Raw genomic sequence first — 19,514 nt, forward strand, 5'->3', positions numbered from 1 at the left:
CATTTCCAGCATTTTACTGCCGACGTCAGGCTGAGCATCTGCAGTAAGCAGAATGCCCTTACCACCACGAACACTGACCCAGTCGTTAGTGCGCAGCTCCGCTCCCTCGCCACGAAGAGTTCTGGATGCATTGACGTTGTGACCTAAGTTAAGTTGGGTCTTACCACCGTACTCTGTACTGAGCTTAACGTGCTCTTCGCCGCGCTTGTCCTCCATCCGCAGCTTGTTCAGGCCCGCTGTGCGGATAACGTTGCGCGTGCTGTTTGCTTCAGTGACGTGGTCAACGTGGCGGGAATCATGCATCGCATGGGCAATATACGGACGGTCCGGGTCGCCCTCATGAAACGCAATGGCAACTTCAGTGCCCTGGATCAACGGGAAGTGAAAGCCGTATTTATCACCGCCGTAAGGTTTGGCGAAGCGCACCGGCATGCTTTCCATGCCCTGTTTTTTGTCATCACGGTCGGCATCAAACTTCACCCGGTACATGCCGGATGCATCCTGCCAGGCGTAAATGTCGTTATCTTTGGCACTGGTCACACGCGCCATCAGCGTACCGCTGACCACCGGGCGCTTTTTGGCGGAAGGACGCCAGCAGCGGTTCTCGTAGTACGGCATCCCCTCCCACATTACGATCAAGGCATCTTTGCGACTCGCTATATAGCCCGTGCGGGTAACGATAATGCCGTTGTCCGTTTCTGATGGCAGTGTCGGCGGCACTACACGTTCACTGATTGTCAGCACCTGGGCCGGAGAAAGCAGGGCATCATTACTGCAGCCGCTGATAGTCGTCTGCCCTGACAGGAAACGCTCGTGTTCAAGACGTGCCCAGAAGTTGCCTGTTTCCGCTGAAGGTGTGATATTGTCACCACGTTCAAAATGGCGCGGCAGGTAGTGATAAACCTCACCGTAGGTAACACCGTCACCGTCGCCACGGGTCATGTCAGCCGGTACAGAGGCCAGGATATTTTGAGCTTCGCGGTGATTGTAATCACTGGCGGTGACATTACGTTCAACCACGTTCTGTCGAACGTTAACCCCCCATACCGAGTCCGCTGAGTTGTCACTCATTCCCGATGGGCTACTGAGTGGCAGAGACTTTCCGAACGTCCAGGCGCTCTGCTTGTCAGCGAAATGTACCACTTCAGTCTGGGTGTCGGGCTGCAGAGTGAAGAAGTAGAAAATCCCTACTTCGGCCAGCAGACGCTCAATGAAGGCGAGATCATTTTCCTTATACTGGTTAATCTGTTCACGCTTCGGATAGTCGGCTTTGAGGGTGAAATCATATTCCCAGCCTTTCAGGCCATGCTCCTGCAATACTTCAGTGACGACTTCCGGTACCGACTTATTGACGAAAAAACGGTGGGTACGGAATTGCTTGCGCAGCAAAGACAGGAACGGCTCAATAATAATCTGGTACGTCGCCTGGTCACGTGAGCCACTGATACGCTTAAAATGCGTCACCACACCATGCACCACTTTCTGCCCGGTCAACCCCATCAGAGGCCCGGTTCCCATTGTCAGCGTGGCAGGTTTGGTCAACAGTTGCGCCGAACTGATATTCTGATCGCTGCTGGTAAAGATAACTTCGTAGTAGTAGAGCTCACTCATGAACTCCTTACCGTTAAACTCTTCCACGTCCAGTGAAGCTGTGCAGGACGGAATATCCAGGCGGTAGCGGTTCAGCCCGCCTTCAGTTAGCGCAGACAGGGTATTCTTCAGCGTATCTGTCAGACTCATGATATTGACTCCATGGGATAACCTGCAGTCCATGACTTTCTTGCCGACGGGCAAGTAACAGGTTTAATCAGGGGTACTCAGCGAGTACGAAAAAGAGTGATTGCAGCTCCTGCCCCAAGGGCGCAGGCAAGGGTTTTAACCAGCAATACGGTCATTTCAAAATTGTTCATGCCGTATTCACCGTCACCGCTGATGGAAATAAAGCGCTTAACAAATGTGTAAAAATACGTATCCGGAAGAAACAGAATTTCCACAATCATTAAAGTTAAAAAGATAAAAACCTTCATGACGTTATTCCGGGATACTATTCAGAAATTTCAATTGAACCATAAGGCCTTGATATTTCGCGATAGGTCAAAGGAAAGTTATATACCTGGGTTTTATTAACACCTATTCCGACAACAAAATTCCGGGGTTCATCTTTGTTACTTTCTGAATGAAGCACGAATTCAACAATATATTTATTACCATCCATGAAACAGTGGTAAGACGGAGGAATGCACAATGCACCATCAACAATCTTAAGTCCTGGCGAGAAGTTGAATTTTTTCTCTTTAGGCAGCGTTCCCCGAAGATTGATCCCCATGTCTGCAGGCTGATAATCTCGCGCATCATTAATACTCATACAGACGTCATTACCCTGCCTGCTCACCTGCGCAGTTTCATCCAGGCTCATTCTGTCGCCAGGCCCCGGGCACCCTGTCAGGACTACCGAAGACATGCCTAATGAAACGATAAAGATAATTTTTCGAAAATGGCTCACGCTTACCATGGAAAACCTCTCAGAGAATTTTTATACCCTTCGCGTATTACTGCCTCAGACGTGTCACCATCAAGCGTAATATCGGGATATTTTTTATTTTCAAGGTGCCACCAGATTTCATAGCCAAATGTCTGTAAAACAAAATTATCGGCAATAATCTGTGCCTGCTGCTCCATCGGATAGTCACTCACCAGGCGGCCATCAAGCGTATAGCGATAGCTGACAAGCCAGCTCACAAGCCCTCTTCCAATAACATTCATTCCTTTTTCACGCTGCCAGACATGACTCATTTCGTGAATAAACATATGTTGAAGCGAATACGTCGACTGTGAAAAATCATCCCGGTACTGATTAATGAAATATATTTCACCATTTGGCGTCATTGCCGTATTGGCATCCTGTGCATTAAACGGCAGATAACTGCCATGATGAATTTTCACCTTCTCGTAATCGATCCGGTTGCCGAATACCGTTCTGGCTAAGGCGATTTCCCCGGTAGTCAGTTTTCTGACGGAATCATCGTCCTGCTTCTTGTCGTCCTTCTTTTTCTTCTTCCCGGCATCATGAATGGTCATTCCCTGCCTCCGGATTAGCGTTCAGCCGCGTCTGAAAATTCAAGCCCAATCCCTTCCTCATCGCTCCAGCCGAGCGTCAGGGAGTGTGGTTTCTGTTTCGCAGCCATGTGGGTCAGCAGCTGCTGACTCAGCACCGGCAGAATCTGCTGATTGAGCAGGCTGTCAACGTTACGCGCACCAGTATCCGGCAGCAGGCAGGCAGAAGTGAGAGCGTCATACAGGCTCTCATCTATCTGCGTGGTCAGGCCGTAGTGGCGGCTCAGGCGTTTGCTCATTTGTTCAAGCTTCATTTCCACGATGGTGCGCATCGCCGCTTCGGCTAATGGACGGTAAATCACAGTCTGGAAACGGGCCAGCAGCGCGGGCTGGAAGTGGTCGCGCAGTATCGGGCGCAGCAGCTCGTGCAGGTCGGCTTCGCTGGCCTCCGGCTGTTCGTCCAGCAACTGCATCAGGTGATCGCTGCCGAGGTTGGAGGTCATCAGGATGACGGTGTTGCGGAAGTCGATTTCACGCCCTTCGCCGTCGCGCATAAAGCCGCGGTCAAAGACCTGATAAAACAGATTCATGACGTCGCGGTGGGCTTTTTCCACCTCATCCAGCAGCACCACGCTGTACGGACGCTTGCGTACCGCTTCGGTGAGAATGCCACCCTGACCGTAACCCACGTAACCCGGAGGCGAGCCTTTCAGCTGCGACACCGTGTGCGGCTCCTGGTATTCGGACAGGTTGATGGTGATGAGGGATTTCTCACCGCCGTACAGCACGTCCGCCAGCGCCAGTGCAGTTTCGGTCTTACCGACGCCACTCGGGCCAACCAGCAGGAACACGCCCTGTGGGCCGTTCTCTGATGTCAGTCCGGTCTTCGCGGCACGCAGGCGCTGAGCGATGGCAACGAGTGCCACATCCTGCCCGACCACGCGTTTGCCGATTTCATTTTCCAGCGTCAGCAGTTCGGTCTGTTCGTCTTTCATCAGGGAAGAGAGCGGTACGCCGGTCCAGTCGGCAATCACGTTGGCAACCGTGCGGGTGTCGACATCCACCTGAACCAGCACGTCGCCCTGCTGTGCCTGTTCGAGCTGCTGCTGCAGGTCGGAAATCTCAGCCTGCTGGCTGATATCCTGGCGGCTGGCCATCAGTTGCTGTGCAATCTCTTTTTCAGCGCTGAAACGGCTTTCCTGCTGCTGCAGGGTAGCTTCCAGTGTATTGCGCTGCTGTTCAATGACGCTCAGACGATCGCCGTGTCCGGTGCAACCCGCAGCAATGTCTTCCAGCAGCGCCTGCTCTTCAAGTTCCAGTGCGGTCAGCTGTGCTTTCAGACGCACAATTTGTTCAGGCACGGTATCGAGGCTCATGCGCACGCGGGCAGCGGCGGTGTCGAGCAAATCAACCGCTTTGTCCGGCAGCTGGCGTCCTGTTAAATAACGGCGAGAAAGCGTGACAGCGGCACGGACCGCATCGTCGGTGATATGCACGTTGTGGTGTTCGGCGTATCGGGATTTCAGGCCGCGCAGCATCAGGCAGGCGGTGTCGTCGTCCGGCTCATCCACCTTCACCATCTGAAAGCGGCGCTCCAGAGCGGCATCGCGCTCGAAGTACTGTTTGTACTCGCTCCAGGTGGTTGCAGCGATAGTGCGCAGTTCGCCGCGGGCCAGTGCCGGTTTCAGCAGGTTGGCCGCATCCGGGCCCCCCGCCTGGTTGCCCGCGCCGATGATGGTGTGCGCTTCGTCGATAAACAGCAAAATCGGGATCGGTGACTGCTGTACCGCGTCGATGACGTTTTTCAGACGCTGTTCAAATTCGCCTTTCACACCGGCGCCCGCCTGCAGCAGACCAAGGTCGAGGGTGCGCAGGATGACCGGTTTGAGAGATTCGGGGACGTTGCCTTCGGCAATACGCAGTGCCAGGCCTTCGACCAGGGCCGTTTTACCGACACCCGGCTCACCGACCAGGATCGGGTTGTTCTTGCGACGACGGGAGAGAATGTCCACCATCTGGCGAATTTCCGTGTCGCGACCAAACACCGGGTCGATTTTGCCCTCTCTGGCTTTGGCGGTGACATCGAGGGTAAATTTATCCAGCGCGTTCTGCAGCGCAGGGCTCAGCTCCCCCTCTTCCATTTCCATACCAGCCGGGCGCCCGACAAACTCCACCTCACCACCGTGGCTCTGGGCCAGATCTGCTTCCTGCTGCACGTCCGGGCGTTCGTCGGACTGTGCGTCCAGCAGCGGACGCAGGCACTCCAGCTGGTTCTGACCAAGCGTCAGCAGCGGCCACAGACCATTGCAGCGCACCAGGTTCTGTTTTTCCACCAGGGCCATCAACAGGTGCTGGCTCCGGATGTGTTCTTCACCGTTTAGCGAGGCAATCAGCCAGGCTTCCTGCATCAGGATCTGAATGGCGTCAGACAGCTGTGGGCGGTGGCGTACCGAGCGCGGCTGTTTATCCAGCCAGCCCAGCAAATCCTGCCAGATAGCATCCATGTCCCATTCGTAGCGGCGCGCCAGCACCGTCAGGTCACCTTCCCCCTGCTCCAGCAGTTTCAGCAGCCAGTGCTCCGGCAGAATTTCCGCATGGGCGCGTGTCTGACACAGAGAGGCCGCCCCTTCCATCGCGCGGGCGCAGTAAGGGTTCAGACGTCGAAGAAGGATTGCCGGGTTTTCCATGTTTGCTTGCTCACTGTTGAGGACCGTTCAGGCACGCTACCGCCCCTGGCCGTTACCGAGGCCCATAAGGTCTGATTTCCGAAATGTGATGTTTTTTGGTCAACGCCCGTACAGGCAGACGTTCAGCAAAACAAAAAAAGCGGACAGAGAAACTCTGCCCGCTCGTGACTTACGCGGTGGCGCGTTCGTTCCAGGAATCGGAATGAATGATGTTGCCGTCTTTGTAGGTCCAGGTGATTTTTTCGTAACGCAGTTCGATCTGCTCAAGGTGGTTGTGCTTCTCGAAAGAAGGATCCTTGATGTCGTGCATCACCGGATTCACTTTCACCACTTTCACGTTTTCCAGTTTGGTGTTGAAGTACTCCACTTCCTGGCCCGCGTCGTTGATTTTGTACCACTTGAATTCCGCAGACTTGAGGGTCTGACCGGTGGTCACCGCCTTGTACAGGTACGGGCTGGACGAGTCGATTTCCTTGGTGAACAGGAACGGGGTGTGGATACGTGTACCGGTCAGCTTGCCGGTGTTGTTGTCGGTCGGGATGTACAGGTTATGCTCCTGCGCAACAACCTCAATGCTGCCTTCACGATCCTGAACGTCAACAGAACCCTTGATGTCCGCGCCGCCGTCGTCTTTCAGCCAAAGATAAACAGGAATTGCCATGAGAGTTACTCTCCATTTGATTGTGATACGTCATCATCCTGCGATGACGTCTGGGTGTGGCCCGGTATCTGACAGGCACTGGCCTGCGGTACCAGACTGATTTCGACACGGCGGTTAAGCGCACGCCCTTCCGGGGTGTCGTTGGTTGCGACAGGGCGGCTTTCGCCATAGCCCTGCACCGCAAAACAGCTTTCCGGCACGTCGCCGGTGTCACGCATCCAGTTGCGCACCGCTTCGGCACGTTTCAGGGACAGCGTCTGGTTCAGTTGCGGAGTACCGGTGTTATCGGTATGGCCGGACACGACAATCAGCCAGCCGGGCTTCGCTTTGATGCCAACCAGTGAATTCACCAGCATTTTGGTGGAACCCGCTTTCAGCACGAACTTGCCGGAATCGAACAGTGACATACTGTCGAGGCGAAGGGTTTTAGGACCCTGAATGATTTTCTTAATGACCGGCGGAGGCGGTGGTGGAGGCGCCCAGTCACTGACGGCGGCTTCAACGAGCGGAATCAGGCGCAGCCCCTGATACAACCCAAGGCGATAGCGCAGTGGCTCCCCGCGGCGCTGCCAGTCGTCCAGCAATGCGCCATCTGCTCTCAGTCGCTGTTGCGCACGCAGTTTCGGTGCCACAGGCTTTCCCGGCAGCTGGTGATACAACGCAAGGTGATCGCCCACATTACGGATGAGACGCTGGTTGTTCATCCAGGATGCCAGCATGGCAAGTGCCAGGAAAATCCCGCCCAGAAACCCGGCGTAACGCCAGAACACCATTCTGCGGCTAACGCCCCGTCGGCGCGGCAGCGCTGGCAGCAGCAGTTCAGGCAACAGTAGTGGTTCGTTGGTCACAACGGTATCTGGTGGCAGCGCCGTCACGGTAGTGATGTGCTGCTGCCAGAGATTGCCCTCGATACCGCTCACCGGAACTATGCACATACCCTGTACGCAGGGCTTCATCACAGGCAACTCTCCCCGCCGTACCGACAACAGGTCATTCAACGCGCTGTTCTGCCAGGCAAGCAGACTGTCCAGCCACAGGCCCTGACTCAGACGAGAAAGACGCCCTTCTGCCCCAGTATCTCGGGTCCATTCCGTCAGTGACATACTGCCCTGACCGGGCTGATACACATGAATACCGCCCCGCTGACTTACCGTGGTAAACCAGACAGGCTCTTCCTCTGCGCAGGCCACAGGGGGCGATACCCAGGTCACGGTCCACAGCGGTGGCAAAGTGCCAAATGCCGCGCGGCACTGGACGACAGCCCGCTGCCAGCCCCGCAGAGACTGGGTAAAATCATCACGGGAGGTGTGCTGTTCAGGCACCACCGCCAGCATTACGGAGATTTGCGACACCAGGGCTGGACGCATCAAACTCATGTGCTGCGCAAAGAGGGGAAGCTGTTCCGCATCTTTCACCCGCAGATACCATCCCTGCCGAGTTTCCCGGTGGCGGGAACCAGACACAAACAGCGGGGTGTTGTCGCCACAAACGAGGATCACCGCCCCCTGAAAATCTTCTGGCGGCAGGTTTTCATCCACAATTTCCCGGACAGCGGCCGCCCGTGCCTGAGTAGCCCGACGCTGACGCAATAACATCACCCCGGACACCAGAACAACCAGCAGGCTGATTGCCAAACGGCTACCTGAGGACAGGGGCCAGAATCCCAGAATGAGCCACAGCGCCAGTACGGTACCCAGGGCAGTTAACAGACTTCGGTACGTATCTCGCATCGCTTACTCCGGCCTGACGATCTGGCTTACCAGCTCGGTAAGCGAAGACGAAAGGAAGAACCAGAGCGCAACCAGGGCGGCAGCAGCCACAACCCAGCTCAGCCAGTACCAGCGACGGCCGCTGCGCAGGCGCGATGCGCGGGCAACGATGGGGGCGTCTTGTGCCAGCGTGAAGGTGGGCACCCGTTCTGCGAGAGCGCGAACAATATCTTCCCGACGCTCATCATCCTGAGCGCGATACTGGCCCACGAATCCCAGCTGCAGGGTCCGGTACATACAGGTCAGGACGGCGGCGTCAGGGGCAGTTTCTTTCAGCAGGCTTCGGATCCTTTCCCACAGTTCCTCACCGGCATTGAGGGTGCCAAAGAAGTGTGCCTGCAGCGGGTCACGGCGCCAGGTCAGGTAGCCATCATCGGTGGTTCCCCGATTCATCACGCTCTCATCGAGCAGTGCACACAGGGTATACACCATATGGTCACGGCTGATGTCGCTGTAACCTGCCTCCGTGAGTGCAGCTTTCACCTCCTGCACCAGACGGCAGGCCCTCCGGTATAGCCCTTCCCCATCACGGACTTCCTGACCGCCCCGTAGCTGGCTGGCCATCAGCCAGCCCGGGTAGAAGATACGTTCTAACTGGGTGAGATCGGATTTATTCATGTGCGCAGCACCGCAAAGAGTTCAAGTTTCACATCTCCCAATGAGCGCGGGGCGTAGAAGGTGCAGCTTCCCGCTTCCAGCATCGCCCGGGCCGCATCGGTACTCAGATCCAGAGAGAAGTACTGGTTCTCAAGGCGTAACGGGATAGCCGCCGGAACATGGGTCAGAGGTTTGATAACCATCCCGCTGAGAGCCACATTCACCACATCCGAAACATCATCAAAGCTGCCCGCCTTACACAACTGCGGGAATTTCGTCTGAAGTTCATGGTTCGGCATGGAGGCACGTACGGAAAGGTAAAAATCAGCCCCTTCACGCAGGCGAGCATCGTGCAGGGCGCCTTTCCAGATCTGGTCCTGATGCTCTAGGTAGATACTCACCACCCGCGACGGCAGACTCGCTTCCAGCAGTTTATCGAGCAGTGTCAGCAGTGGTGGGAATACCCGTTCCGGTGCATCATGCTGATAAGCAGGAATGTCCCCGGCGTCGTGCTCAAGCGAGAAGGTCAACAGGCTGCCAGCCAGACGTGTCAGTTCGCGGTACAGCAACTCCGGGTGCCGATCCGGTGTCTGCAGCAGTTCCGTCAGCACCGGCTCGGCGCTGTTCAGAGCATTGAGTAGCCAGAACAGGGAGACATCCGCGACTGCAAAGTCGGCCATCCTCTCATTGCTTTCACGGCGCATGGCCATGAGGCGACGGCGGCGGGCCTGTAAACGGATCAGCAGGTCACCCAGTTCGGTGGTCAGAAGCGGGCTTGCAGAAAGGGAAAGCATCGTCGGAATGAATGCAGGGTCCCGGCTCCATTGCCCCTGAGCATTACGCACCAGACGGGCTACCGGACAGGTCAGGTATGCCGTATTTTCCTGGCTGGACAAACGCAGGGTCAACGCATGACGCAGAATGGCCAACTCCCCGCTTTCATACCCGGCCAGTTCCTGCACTACCACACGCTCCGCTTTCCAGCGACGCGGACGCTCACTGTCCTGGCCGTTATCGAGGTTGCCACCACTGGCACTCAGCAGCGGTAGTGCGACAACCACATCAACAGATTCACTGCCGGCTGCAACAGACAAGTCACAGACCGGAGGAAGCGTATCTGCCAGGTCGGTATCCACAAGAGTTCCATCCTGAAAGCGTACCACCAGACGGATGGCATTCAGGCGAGAGAGCGCCAGCGCAGCATCATCAAATTCAGCCACAACCACGCCCCAGGGATGTGAAATACCCATCCGGGCGACCATGTCGGCAACGTGCTCATTCCAGCGAACCTGCTGCTGGAACTGTTGCGGGGCCAGAGCGGCCCCATCCTCCCAAAGCGGGCGGTAAATTTTCATCCCTGATTTCCTCTCGCCTTACGATTTGGCTTTCGGCATTTGGGAAACCAGCGACAGATTGACGTCCATGCCTTCCACCTGGAAATGCGGCACGGCGTAAAGCTTCACGCGGAAGAAGCCCGGATTGTCTTCGATGTCTTCCACTACCACTTTCGCGTCGCGCAGCGGGTGAGAAGCCTGCAACTCGTCGCCCGGATCGGTCATTTCGGTAACCAGACTGCGGACCCACGTGTTCAGCTCCAGTTCAAGCAGTCGGCGGTCCTTCGTGGTACCGATGTTCTCGCGCTGAATCAGCTTCAGGTAGTGGGCGATACGCGACAGCAGGAAGATGTACGGAAGACGGGCGTTGATGCGGCTGTTCGCCGTCGCATCAGCGGTGTCATACAGCGCCGGTTTCTGAGTGGAGTTGGCTGAGAAGAAGCACGCGTAATCGCGATTTTTATAGTAGGACAAAGGAATGAAGCCCAGATTCGCGAATTCGAATTCGCGGGTTTCGGGAATCATCACTTCGCTCGGGATTTTTACCTGATTGCCGGTGCCGAGATCGTACAGATGAATAGGCAGGTCCTGAACCGCACCACCAGCCTGCGGGCCGCGGATTTGTACACACCAGCCATTATTGATAAAGCTGCGTACCATGTTTGACGCGAAGGCAAATGATGCATTAGTCCACAGGTATTTGTCGTGATCCGGACCTTTGACTTCTTCGACATAGTTGAAGCTGCGAACCGGAACGGTGTCCGGGCCATACGGTAAACGTCCCAGTACGCGCGGCATGACCAGGCCGATGTAGCGGGCGTCGTCAGTATCGCGGAACGATTTCCACTTGATGTACTCTGCGCGGTCAAAATAGTTACCAATATCTTTAATCGCCGCGACGTCTTCCATTGACTCCTTAAGGAAGAATTTCGGGCCTGCAGAGCCGATAAACGGCATATGTGCAGCAGCGGATACTTTGGAGATGTTGCGAAGCAGAGCGACATCCTGCGCTGAAGCATCAAACTCGTAAGCGGAAATCAGTGCCGCAATCGGCTCGCCGCCTGGAGTATCATATTCATCAATGTAGGTGTGTTTATACAGACCACTCTGGATGATTTCCGGGCTGTCTTCAAAGTCCTGGCGCAGATCTTCTTTGGACATACTCAGAAGCTCAATTTTCACGTTCTGGCGAAAATCTGTTTTATCAACCAGCGATTTCACCCCACGCCACAGGCTTTCGACCGCCTGAAACTCATCGTGGTGCATAACCGCGTCCAGCTGGCGGCTGATCTGGTAATCGAGCTCCGCGATGTGATGATCGATCAGGCTTTTATCCAGTTTTTCGACCTTCGCGCCTGCTTTGGTCAGACATTCCAGAAAGACCTGCATACCTGCAGTCAGACGCTCATCAGCGGTCGCATCTGACATCGCCTGCGCATCTTGCCAGAGGTCTAACGCGCTCAACTCGGAGACAGGACTCAGATTGATTTTCTCAAACAGGGAGGCGTAAACCCCACCCGCAGCAGGACGTTCCAGCACCACGCTTTCACTCCCGGCAGTATTATTTTGTACAGACATGAGCATTCCTTGATAAATCCGTTAAAACAGCGTGATGGTTACGATTTTCTTGATGCCAGCGCGGATAGTTCATTTCGCAACTCAGCGCTAAGCGACTGGTCCAGAACGATTTTTTCCAGCTCCTTTCGGAAGGTCTGGTTATCCAACAAGTTAGCCTTCAGGTCGCGCAGCAAGTTGCGCATCGCCAGCATTGCTTTCAGCTGCGGTATCTGAGCAGCCACCTGCTCTGGCGTGAAATCTTTCATGCTCTGAAAAGTCAGCTGAATAGAGTCCTCACCACCATCCTCGGACAGCGTATTTTTAACGGTTAGATTAAGTTTTGGGGAATATTCAGAAAGAACGCTGTCGAAATTATTTTTCGTGATGTTAACCTTCTCACGCTCAGATATTTGAGCAGACTCCTGACCATTACTGAAATCACCCGCAACCAGTAATTTCAACGGTAATTCCATTTTCTTACTTGCCCCGCCCGTATGCAGGTCAAGCTTCAGGTTTATACGTGCCTTAGGCACCTCATTTTGAAAACTGTCAGCCATTTCATCATCCCTCTGTGTTTTTGCTACGCCAACTTCACGGTATCGTTCTTGATGCGCAATATTAGAATAATGATCGACGTAAAATCAAATATACAGATCATTTACCCGCAATGAGAAATTTCTTAAGAATTTTCCACTAAGACATTATTGCGAATTATCCTTTAGCCTTAGTAAAAGACACTACCTTCTTCATGCAAAGCGAATATTTGTATCGTAAAAAGGATCACAAGCAGAGAGATGCTAATAAAACCATTTTGTTTTGATTTACATCACGGCATGATATCAAAAAAAGATGAATGAACAGCGACAGGTTATTGCGAGCAGATAAAAGACAGAGGTTAATGAATAAATACAAGCGACGAATTGATTTATGGCATGAATAATAGATAAGAATTTTCACAAAGAAAATTCTTATCTATTATTCGAAGGGAAAATAAAACGTATATTAAGGTCCGAAAATAAACACTGCTGCTCTTTTGTCGGCTCACTCCTGCTTACGCAAAGGCTTCAGTTCTCCCCTCAGGCATGAAAATCGCTCTCACTTCTTGAGCTTATACAGTGTAAAATCAAACACCTCCAGAATCGCCGCTTTTTTAATCAAAAACGAGTAATAGCACATATCGTATAACGGTGCTACATTACGCCGCCCACCCAAATCAGCAGTGGCCAGGCAACGCCGTAAAGTTCGGTAAAGCCTGCAACCATCACCTTGAAGAACGGTCTTATCGGCACGTCGTATCGCAAACTCTGCGCTACCTTTACAGGCTTCACATAGGTTCTACTATTTTGTCTCAATCCAAATTTCAGCGTGCGTTTTTACACCCACGTTACTGGTTTACATGGTTTGGTCTTGGCGTGCTCTGGCTGCTGGTTCAACTTCCATACCCTGTCCTGCGCTTGCTGGGGTCAAAACTGGGCAGCGCTTCCCGCGTTTTTCTGAAACGTCGCGAATCGATCGCGCGTAAAAATATTGAGCTTTGTTTTCCGCAGTACAATGCCGAAGAGCGCGAGAAACTCATCGCGGAAAACTTCAAGTCTATCGGCATGGCGCTGCTTGAAACCGGAATGGCCTGGTTCTGGCCGGATGAGCGTGTCCGCAAATGGTTTGACGTGGAAGGACTGGATAACCTTAAACGCGCGCAGATGCAAAAACGCGGCGTGATGGTCGTCGGCGTTCACTTTATGTCGCTGGAGCTGGGCGGCCGGGTGATGGGGCTTTGTCAGCCAATGATGGCGACCTACAGACCGCACAACAGTGCGTTGATGGAGTGGGTGCAGACGCGAGGCCGCTTGCGTTCCAATAAGGCGATGATCAGCCGTAATAACCTGCGCGGCATGGTCGGTGCCCTGAAGAAAGGTGAGGCCGTCTGGTTTGCGCCCGATCAGGATTATGGACGTAAAGGCAGCAGCTTTGCCCCCTTCTTTGCGGTGAAAGATGTTGCGACGACTAACGGCACCTTTGTCATTTCTCGTTTATCGGGCGCCTCCATGCTGACCGTGACGATGGTGAGAAAAGCAGATAAGTCAGGCTATCGTCTGCACATCTCTCCTGAAATGGCTAACTATCCGGAAAATGAGTGCGAAGCCGCGGCGTTTATCAATAAAGTTATCGAAACTGAAATCATGCGTGCGCCCGAGCAGTATCTGTGGATGCACCGTCGTTTCAAAACCCGCCCTCTTGGCGAAGCCTCACTCTATATTTAGCCCTTCATCAGGTTAGTTTCGCTAAGAAACTAACCTTTTCAATGACCTGTCTTCCCGCTGAGTAACTGTCTTTCAATGCGTCGCCCAAAGTGAATTTATTGCGAAGTGAAATCAAACTGTCGCCGTTCCACGACACACGTAAGTGACGGAAATTATTTAAAAAAATCCCTCTTGTCACCTCTCATTTTTAAGCGTACATTAGCGCCGTCTGGCAACAGGAAAGCACAGAATTCTGAGCTGGAGTTAACGGCGTAACGGGAAAATTCTCATTTCCGTTTTAACCGGATTTCAGTTCTCTATAATCAGGTGGACTCTGTTTTTAAATGCGTACCACAAGATACGCGGAGCGATGAAACGTGAAATATTTCTTTATGGGCATTTCGGTGATTGTTTTAGTCTGGGCCGGAACCTTTGCCCTGATGATCTAGTGAAGAACATGCTGTCAAAAAAACAGGAGCCATCAGCTCCTGTTTTTTTATGTCATGACGACGCGGGGTGTTCAGCGACGCTCTTTGAGGTGAGAAGACCGTCGGCCCGGAACATGCTCTTGATGCCCCTCACCGCCTGACGAATACGGTCGCTGTTTTCAATCAGGGCAAATCGCACATGGGTGTCGCCATAATCACCAAAGCCAATGCCCGGCGACACACACACCTTCGCATCCTGCAGCAGTTTTTTGGCAAACTCCAGCGATCCCATCGCCGCATACGGCTCCGGAATTTTTGCCCAGACGTACATAGACGCCTTCGGCATTTCCACCATCCAGCCCGCTTCATGCAACCCTTTTACCAGCACGTCGCGGCGGCGCTTATACTGGGCGGCAATCTCGTGGACACACTGCTGGTCGCCTTCCAGGGCAGCGATAGCGGCGACCTGCAGCGGCGTGAAGGTACCGTAGTCGTGGTAACTCTTAATGCGCGCCAGGGCACTCACCAGCGTTTTGTTACCCACCATAAAGCCAATACGCCAGCCCGCCATGTTGTAGCTTTTCGACAGGGTAAAGAACTCTACCGCCACATCACGCGCGCCCGGGACCTGCATAATCGACGGGGCTTTCCAGCCGTCATAGACGATATCCGCATAGGCTAAATCGTGAACCACCAGCACGTCATAACGCTTGGCCAGGGCTACCACTTTCTCGAAGAAATCGAGTTCCACGCACTGCGCCGTTGGGTTCGACGGGAAACCGAGGATCATCATCTTGGGTTTCGGATAGCTTTCGCGAATCGCACGTTCCAGTTCGTTAAAGAAATCGACACCTTCCACCAGCGGCACAGAACGGACCTGCGCCCCGGCAATCACCGCGCCGTAGATATGGATCGGGTAGCTTGGATTCGGCACCAGCACCGTATCGCCGTGATCCAGCGTGGCCAGCATCAGGTGCGCCAACCCCTCTTTCGAGCCGATGGTGACAATCGCTTCACTTTCAGGATCGATATCAACCTGATAGCGATCCTGATACCAGCGCGAGATCGCGCGACGTAACCTGGGAATACCGCGAGAGGTTGAGTAGCCGTGCGTATCCGGGCGCTGGGCAACCGTGCAGAGCTTTTCAACGATATGCGGTGGCGTTGGGCCATCTGGGTTACCCATGCTGAAATCGATAATATCTTCGCCACGCCGACGCGCAGCCATTTTCAGTTCAGCAGTGATATTGAAAACATAAGGGGGGAGACGATCGATACGCGTAAAACGGCGTTCAGGACTGAATTCAGCCATAGATTCCTCAGATTAACGTTAGCGCCCGGACCGTCCGAGCGACGCTGCCACCAATGTGGCATGTTTAGAAAATAACCTGAAAAAAATCATGCTGTCGAGAGGGAAATGAAAAAAAAGCGCTCGACTAAAAACCGGAACCCGGCTGCGCCTAAAAGCGGAAGCCCCTGTTTCGGGATCGGCTGTCTGATAGCTGTTATTTAACAGGATGATATCAAACCAGTTACCTGATGATGCGCCGTTCAGAAAAAAACAGGACGCCTCGGTCATCGCCAGATAATCCCCTTTGTAAATTATGGTTTTTCCTCATTTGATAAACCTGACGGATAGCTGGTCAATACGCGCCAGGTTTTTTATCATGGTTCTTTCCCGTTTTCCCAGGTCTACTCGTGCACGAAATATTCACTATGCTGCTGGCGGTTTTTGATCGTGCGGCATTAATGCTGATTTGCCTGTTCTTCCTGATTCGCATTCGCCTGTTTCGCGAGCTGTTGCACAAATCGGCCCACTCGCCAAAAGAGCTGCTGGCCGTTACCGCCATCTTTTCGCTGTTCGCCCTGTTCAGCACCTGGTCAGGCGTGCCGGTAGAGGGTTCGCTGGTAAACGTGCGCATTATCGCCGTCATGTCCGGCGGAATTTTGTTTGGTCCGTGGGTCGGCGTCATCACCGGCCTGATTGCCGGGACGCACCGCTACCTGATTGATATCGGTGGCGTAACGGCGGTGCCGTGCTTTATCACCAGCATTATCGCCGGGGTGCTTTCCGGCTGGATCAGCCGCAAAATACCGAAAAAACAGCGCTGGCGCGCCGGGATCGTCGCAGGCATGGTGTGCGAAACGCTGACCATGATTCTTGTCGTCGTCTGGGCTCCCACCACCGCGCTGGGGCTGGATATCGTATCGAAAATCGGTATTCCGATGATCCTGGGCAGCGTGTGCATCGGTTTTATCGTGCTGCTGGTGCAAAGCGTTGAAGGGGAAAAAGAGGCCAGTGCCGCCCGTCAGGCCAAGCTGGCGCTGGATATCGCCAACAAAACGCTGCCGCTCTTCCGCCACGTTAACGCGGAATCGTTGCGTCAGGTCTGCGAAATTATCCGCCACGACATCCACGCTGACGCCGTCGCCATCACCAATATTGATCACGTGCTGGCCTACGTTGGCGTCGGGGAGCACAACTATCGCGACAACGATGACACCATAAGCCCGACCACCAGACAGGCGATTAACTACGGTAAAATCATTATTAAAAACAATGATGAAGCCCACCGAACGCCGGAAATTCACTCGATGCTGGTCATCCCGCTGTGGGAGAAAGGCGTCGTGACGGGCACGCTGAAAATTTATTACTGCCACGCGCATCAGATCACCTCAACGCTACAGGAGATGGCCATCGGCCTGTCGCAGATTATCTCCACCCAGCTTGAGGTTTCGCGGGCGGAACAGCTGCGCGAGATGGCAAATAAGGCAGAACTGCGCGCGCTGCAGAGTAAAATCAATCCCCATTTCCTGTTTAACGCGCTGAACGCTATCTCCTCGTCCATTCGCCTAAATCCGGACACCGCGCGCCAGCTGATTTTTAACCTGTCGCGCTATCTGCGCTACAACATCGAACTGAAAGATGACGAGCAGATCGACATCAAAAAAGAGCTTTATCAGATCAAGGACTACATCGCGATCGAGCAGGCCCGCTTTGGCGACAAGCTCACGGTCATTTACGATATTGATGAAGAGGTCAACTGCGTGATCCCAAGCCTGCTTATCCAGCCGCTGGTCGAAAACGCAATTGTTCACGGTATTCAGCCCTGTAAAGGCAAAGGCGTCGTCACCATCAGCGTTACCGAAAGCGGCAACCGGGTGCGGATTGCCGTGCGCGATACCGGCCACGGGATTGATCCAAAAGTCATTGAGCGCGTGGAGTCTAACGAGATGCCGGGGAATAAAATCGGTCTGCTGAACGTGCATCACCGGGTTAAGCTGCTTTACGGCGACGGGCTGCATATTCAGCGTCTTGAGCCGGGCACCGAAATTGCTTTTTACGTCCCGAATGAGCGCTCGCGCGCGCATACGACGACATCACTATTGCCCCAGGTGGAGTAACCAATGAAAGTTATCATCGTAGAAGATGAATTCCTGGCTCAGCAGGAGCTCACCTGGCTTATCAAAACCCACAGCCAGATGGAGATTGTGGGTACGTTTGATGATGGTCTGGACGTGCTGAAATTTTTGCAGCATAACCGGGTAGACGCCATTTTCCTGGATATCAATATCCCGTCGCTGGATGGCGTATTGCTGGCGCAAAACATCAATCAGTTTGCCCATAAGCCATTTATCGTTTTCGTTACCGCCTGGAAAGAGCACGCCGTAGAGGCCTTCGAGCTGGAGGCTTTTGACTATATTCTTAAGCCTTATCAGGAGTCGCGGATTGTCAGCATGCTGCAAAAGCTGGAGGCCGCCTGGCAGCAGCAAACCGCCCCCGCCAGCCCGACGGTACGCGAAAACGACACCATAAATCTGGTCAAAGACGAGCGCATCATCGTGACCCCGGTCAACGATATCTACTACGCCGAAGCGCACGAAAAGATGACGTTTGTCTATACCCGGCGGGAATCGTACGTGATGGCGATGAACATTACCGAATTCTGCAGCAAGCTCCCGGCTGCCCACTTTTTCCGCTGCCACCGGTCGTTTTGCGTAAATTTAAATAAGATCCGCGAGATCGAACCGTGGTTTAACAACACCTACATTTTGCGTCTGAAAGATCTGGATTTTCAGGTGCCGGTAAGCCGCAGCAAGGTGAAAGAGTTTCGTCAGCTGATGCACCTGTAAAGAAAAGGCCCTCTCCTGCGGGAGAGGGCTCTGCGTCAGAGGATTTGACCGAGAACCTGACGCAGGTGAGCACCCGAGCCCAGCAGACCAGGGTTATCATGCACGATCAGATAAACCGGAATGTCCTGCACGTAGCTTCTGAAGCGCCCTTTATCTTCAAACCCGCCGCGGAAGCCCGAGGCTTTAAAGAAGTCGAGGAAGCGCGGTACGATCCCGCCCGCGATATAGACCCCACCGAAGGTGCCCAGAGTCAGTGCCAGGTTGCCGCCGAAACGTCCCATGATCACGCAAAACAGCGACAGGGCACGACGACAGTCAATGCAGCTGTCCGCCAGCGCGCGTTCAGTGACGTCTTTCGGCTGCAGGTTTTCCGGCAGACGACCGTCTGATTTCACAATCGCGCGGTACAGATTCACCAGCCCCGGACCTGAAAGAACGCGCTCGGCGGAGACGTGGCCGATCTCAGCACGTAACTCTTCGAGGATAATGCCCTCTTCTTCGCTGTTAGGCGCAAAGTCAACGTGGCCGCCTTCACCCGGCAGGCTTACCCAGCGCTGAGCAACATGCACAAGATGCGACACGCCGAGGCCGGTACCGGCTCCGTAAACCGCAATCGGCTTACCCTCGACCGGTTCAGCGCCGCCAAACTGGATCAGATGCTCTGGCTTCAGCATCGGGATCGCCATAGACACCGCGGTGAAGTCATTAATGATTTCAAGATGTGAAAAACCGAGGTTTTTTTTCATCTCGGCGATGGAGAATGCCCAGGTATGGTTGGTCATTGCGACCCAGTCGCCGGTTATCGGGCAGGCTATCGCGATGCAGCCGTCTTCAACGCTAACCTGATGCTCTTCCAGATAGACGCGGACAACGGCTTCAAGGCTTGGATAATCCAGCCCGGAATAGGTTTTCGCCCGGGAAATCTCACCGCTACTAACATCGCACAATGCGAGGCGCGCGTTCGTGCCGCCCACATCACCTACCAAAGCATACTTTGTCATTCTTCTACTGCTCCGCTAAAGTCAGAATAAATCTTTGGGACACTGTAAATTC

Annotated in this window: 19 protein-coding genes; 4 read left to right on the plus strand and 15 right to left on the minus strand. The window is 53.9% G+C overall.

Annotated features, from left to right (window positions below; all coding sequences use genetic code 11):
• From ADJ24_RS19050 to ADJ24_RS25380, 12 genes are all read right to left on the minus strand, one after another.
• Positions 1–1,740: type VI secretion system Vgr family protein (locus ADJ24_RS19050; RefSeq protein ID WP_048703387.1), on the minus strand; the 1,740-nt coding region annotated here is incomplete at its 3' end.
• Positions 1,741–1,817: 77 nt separating this feature from the next.
• Positions 1,818–2,027: a hypothetical protein gene (locus ADJ24_RS19055; RefSeq protein ID WP_023308700.1), complete on the minus strand. Its 210-nt coding sequence runs from the start codon at positions 2,025–2,027 to the stop codon at positions 1,818–1,820.
• A 17-nt stretch (positions 2,028–2,044) separates the two neighbouring features.
• Positions 2,045–2,512, minus strand: a complete 468-nt coding sequence (locus ADJ24_RS19060) for a putative T6SS immunity periplasmic lipoprotein (RefSeq protein ID WP_023308701.1) — start codon at positions 2,510–2,512, stop codon at positions 2,045–2,047.
• Entirely contained in the window at positions 2,506–3,078 is a 573-nt protein-coding gene (locus ADJ24_RS19065) for a hypothetical protein (RefSeq protein WP_023308702.1), read from the minus strand. The genes ADJ24_RS19060 and ADJ24_RS19065 overlap by 7 nt, the downstream gene beginning before the upstream one ends.
• Positions 3,079–3,092: 14 nt before the next feature.
• Positions 3,093–5,741 (minus strand): type VI secretion system ATPase TssH, encoded by a 2,649-nt coding sequence (gene tssH / locus ADJ24_RS19070; protein WP_023308703.1) that lies wholly within the window; start codon positions 5,739–5,741, stop codon positions 3,093–3,095.
• Between the two features lie 169 nt (positions 5,742–5,910).
• A complete protein-coding gene (gene hcp, locus ADJ24_RS19075; protein WP_001007319.1) occupies positions 5,911–6,402 on the minus strand; it encodes a type VI secretion system effector Hcp in 492 nt (163 codons plus the stop codon).
• A gap of 5 nt (positions 6,403–6,407) precedes the next feature.
• Complete coding sequence (locus tag ADJ24_RS19080) at positions 6,408–8,132, minus strand: OmpA family protein (RefSeq protein ID WP_023308704.1); 1,725 nt, start codon at positions 8,130–8,132, stop codon at positions 6,408–6,410.
• 3 nt (positions 8,133–8,135) lie between these two features.
• Positions 8,136–8,789, minus strand: a complete 654-nt coding sequence (tssL, locus tag ADJ24_RS19085; protein ID WP_023308705.1) for a type VI secretion system protein TssL, short form — start codon at positions 8,787–8,789, stop codon at positions 8,136–8,138.
• Positions 8,786–10,123, minus strand: a complete 1,338-nt coding sequence (gene tssK, locus ADJ24_RS19090; RefSeq protein WP_023308706.1) for a type VI secretion system baseplate subunit TssK — start codon at positions 10,121–10,123, stop codon at positions 8,786–8,788. The genes tssL and tssK overlap by 4 nt, the downstream gene beginning before the upstream one ends.
• Before the next feature lie 18 nt (positions 10,124–10,141).
• Positions 10,142–11,686 (minus strand): type VI secretion system contractile sheath large subunit, encoded by a 1,545-nt coding sequence (tssC, locus tag ADJ24_RS19095; RefSeq protein ID WP_032667902.1) that lies wholly within the window; start codon positions 11,684–11,686, stop codon positions 10,142–10,144.
• A gap of 32 nt (positions 11,687–11,718) precedes the next feature.
• Positions 11,719–12,216 (minus strand): type VI secretion system contractile sheath small subunit, encoded by a 498-nt coding sequence (gene tssB / locus ADJ24_RS19100; protein WP_023308708.1) that lies wholly within the window; start codon positions 12,214–12,216, stop codon positions 11,719–11,721.
• A gap of 633 nt (positions 12,217–12,849) precedes the next feature.
• Positions 12,850–12,987, minus strand: coding sequence for a hypothetical protein (locus ADJ24_RS25380; RefSeq protein ID WP_162184392.1), 138 nt, complete (start codon positions 12,985–12,987; stop codon positions 12,850–12,852).
• A gap of 12 nt (positions 12,988–12,999) precedes the next feature.
• Here ADJ24_RS25380 and lpxP point away from each other — a divergent pair, with 12 nt between their 5' ends.
• Both lpxP and ypdK read left to right on the plus strand, forming a co-directional pair.
• Complete coding sequence (gene lpxP, locus ADJ24_RS19105) at positions 13,000–13,920, plus strand: kdo(2)-lipid IV(A) palmitoleoyltransferase (RefSeq protein WP_123244555.1); 921 nt, start codon at positions 13,000–13,002, stop codon at positions 13,918–13,920.
• 356 nt (positions 13,921–14,276) lie between these two features.
• Positions 14,277–14,348, plus strand: coding sequence for a membrane protein YpdK (gene ypdK, locus ADJ24_RS25180; protein WP_099458937.1), 72 nt, complete (start codon positions 14,277–14,279; stop codon positions 14,346–14,348).
• Between the two features lie 52 nt (positions 14,349–14,400).
• Here the strand turns inward: ypdK and alaC are convergent, their stop codons facing one another.
• Both alaC and ADJ24_RS25185 read right to left on the minus strand, forming a co-directional pair.
• Positions 14,401–15,639: an alanine transaminase gene (gene alaC / locus ADJ24_RS19110; protein WP_023308710.1), complete on the minus strand. Its 1,239-nt coding sequence runs from the start codon at positions 15,637–15,639 to the stop codon at positions 14,401–14,403.
• Between the two features lie 18 nt (positions 15,640–15,657).
• Positions 15,658–15,906 (minus strand): hypothetical protein, encoded by a 249-nt coding sequence (locus ADJ24_RS25185; protein ID WP_123244536.1) that lies wholly within the window; start codon positions 15,904–15,906, stop codon positions 15,658–15,660.
• 119 nt (positions 15,907–16,025) lie between these two features.
• Between ADJ24_RS25185 and ADJ24_RS19115 the strand changes: the two genes are divergently transcribed.
• Complete coding sequence (locus ADJ24_RS19115; RefSeq protein WP_023308711.1) at positions 16,026–17,732, plus strand: sensor histidine kinase; 1,707 nt, start codon at positions 16,026–16,028, stop codon at positions 17,730–17,732.
• A 3-nt stretch (positions 17,733–17,735) separates the two neighbouring features.
• Positions 17,736–18,461, plus strand: coding sequence for a LytR/AlgR family response regulator transcription factor (locus tag ADJ24_RS19120; RefSeq protein WP_023308712.1), 726 nt, complete (start codon positions 17,736–17,738; stop codon positions 18,459–18,461).
• 35 nt (positions 18,462–18,496) lie between these two features.
• On the opposite strand, the gene glk is transcribed toward ADJ24_RS19120, so the two are convergent.
• Positions 18,497–19,462: a glucokinase gene (gene glk / locus ADJ24_RS19125; RefSeq protein WP_023308713.1), complete on the minus strand. Its 966-nt coding sequence runs from the start codon at positions 19,460–19,462 to the stop codon at positions 18,497–18,499.
• Positions 19,463–19,514: the final 52 nt, after the last annotated feature.

Source organism: Enterobacter sp. 940_PEND, assembly GCF_001059415.1.
GTDB classification, from domain to species: domain Bacteria; phylum Pseudomonadota; class Gammaproteobacteria; order Enterobacterales; family Enterobacteriaceae; genus Enterobacter; species Enterobacter cloacae_M.

Coding starts and splice junctions, on each gene's coding strand:
- tssB (WP_023308708.1), bottom strand. CDS start 12,216: ATGGCTGACAGTTTTCAAAATGAGGTGCCTAAGGCACGTATAAACCTG.
- ADJ24_RS19065 (WP_023308702.1), bottom strand. CDS start 3,078: ATGACCATTCATGATGCCGGGAAGAAGAAAAAGAAGGACGACAAGAAG.
- glk (WP_023308713.1), bottom strand. CDS start 19,462: ATGACAAAGTATGCTTTGGTAGGTGATGTGGGCGGCACGAACGCGCGC.
- ADJ24_RS19060 (WP_023308701.1), bottom strand. CDS start 2,512: ATGGTAAGCGTGAGCCATTTTCGAAAAATTATCTTTATCGTTTCATTA.
- ADJ24_RS19120 (WP_023308712.1), top strand. CDS start 17,736: ATGAAAGTTATCATCGTAGAAGATGAATTCCTGGCTCAGCAGGAGCTC.
- tssC (WP_032667902.1), bottom strand. CDS start 11,686: ATGCTCATGTCTGTACAAAATAATACTGCCGGGAGTGAAAGCGTGGTG.
- ADJ24_RS25185 (WP_123244536.1), bottom strand. CDS start 15,906: ATGACCGAGGCGTCCTGTTTTTTTCTGAACGGCGCATCATCAGGTAAC.
- ADJ24_RS19055 (WP_023308700.1), bottom strand. CDS start 2,027: ATGAAGGTTTTTATCTTTTTAACTTTAATGATTGTGGAAATTCTGTTT.
- hcp (WP_001007319.1), bottom strand. CDS start 6,402: ATGGCAATTCCTGTTTATCTTTGGCTGAAAGACGACGGCGGCGCGGAC.
- ADJ24_RS19080 (WP_023308704.1), bottom strand. CDS start 8,132: ATGCGAGATACGTACCGAAGTCTGTTAACTGCCCTGGGTACCGTACTG.
- alaC (WP_023308710.1), bottom strand. CDS start 15,639: ATGGCTGAATTCAGTCCTGAACGCCGTTTTACGCGTATCGATCGTCTC.
- tssK (WP_023308706.1), bottom strand. CDS start 10,123: ATGAAAATTTACCGCCCGCTTTGGGAGGATGGGGCCGCTCTGGCCCCG.
- tssL (WP_023308705.1), bottom strand. CDS start 8,789: ATGAATAAATCCGATCTCACCCAGTTAGAACGTATCTTCTACCCGGGC.
- tssH (WP_023308703.1), bottom strand. CDS start 5,741: ATGGAAAACCCGGCAATCCTTCTTCGACGTCTGAACCCTTACTGCGCC.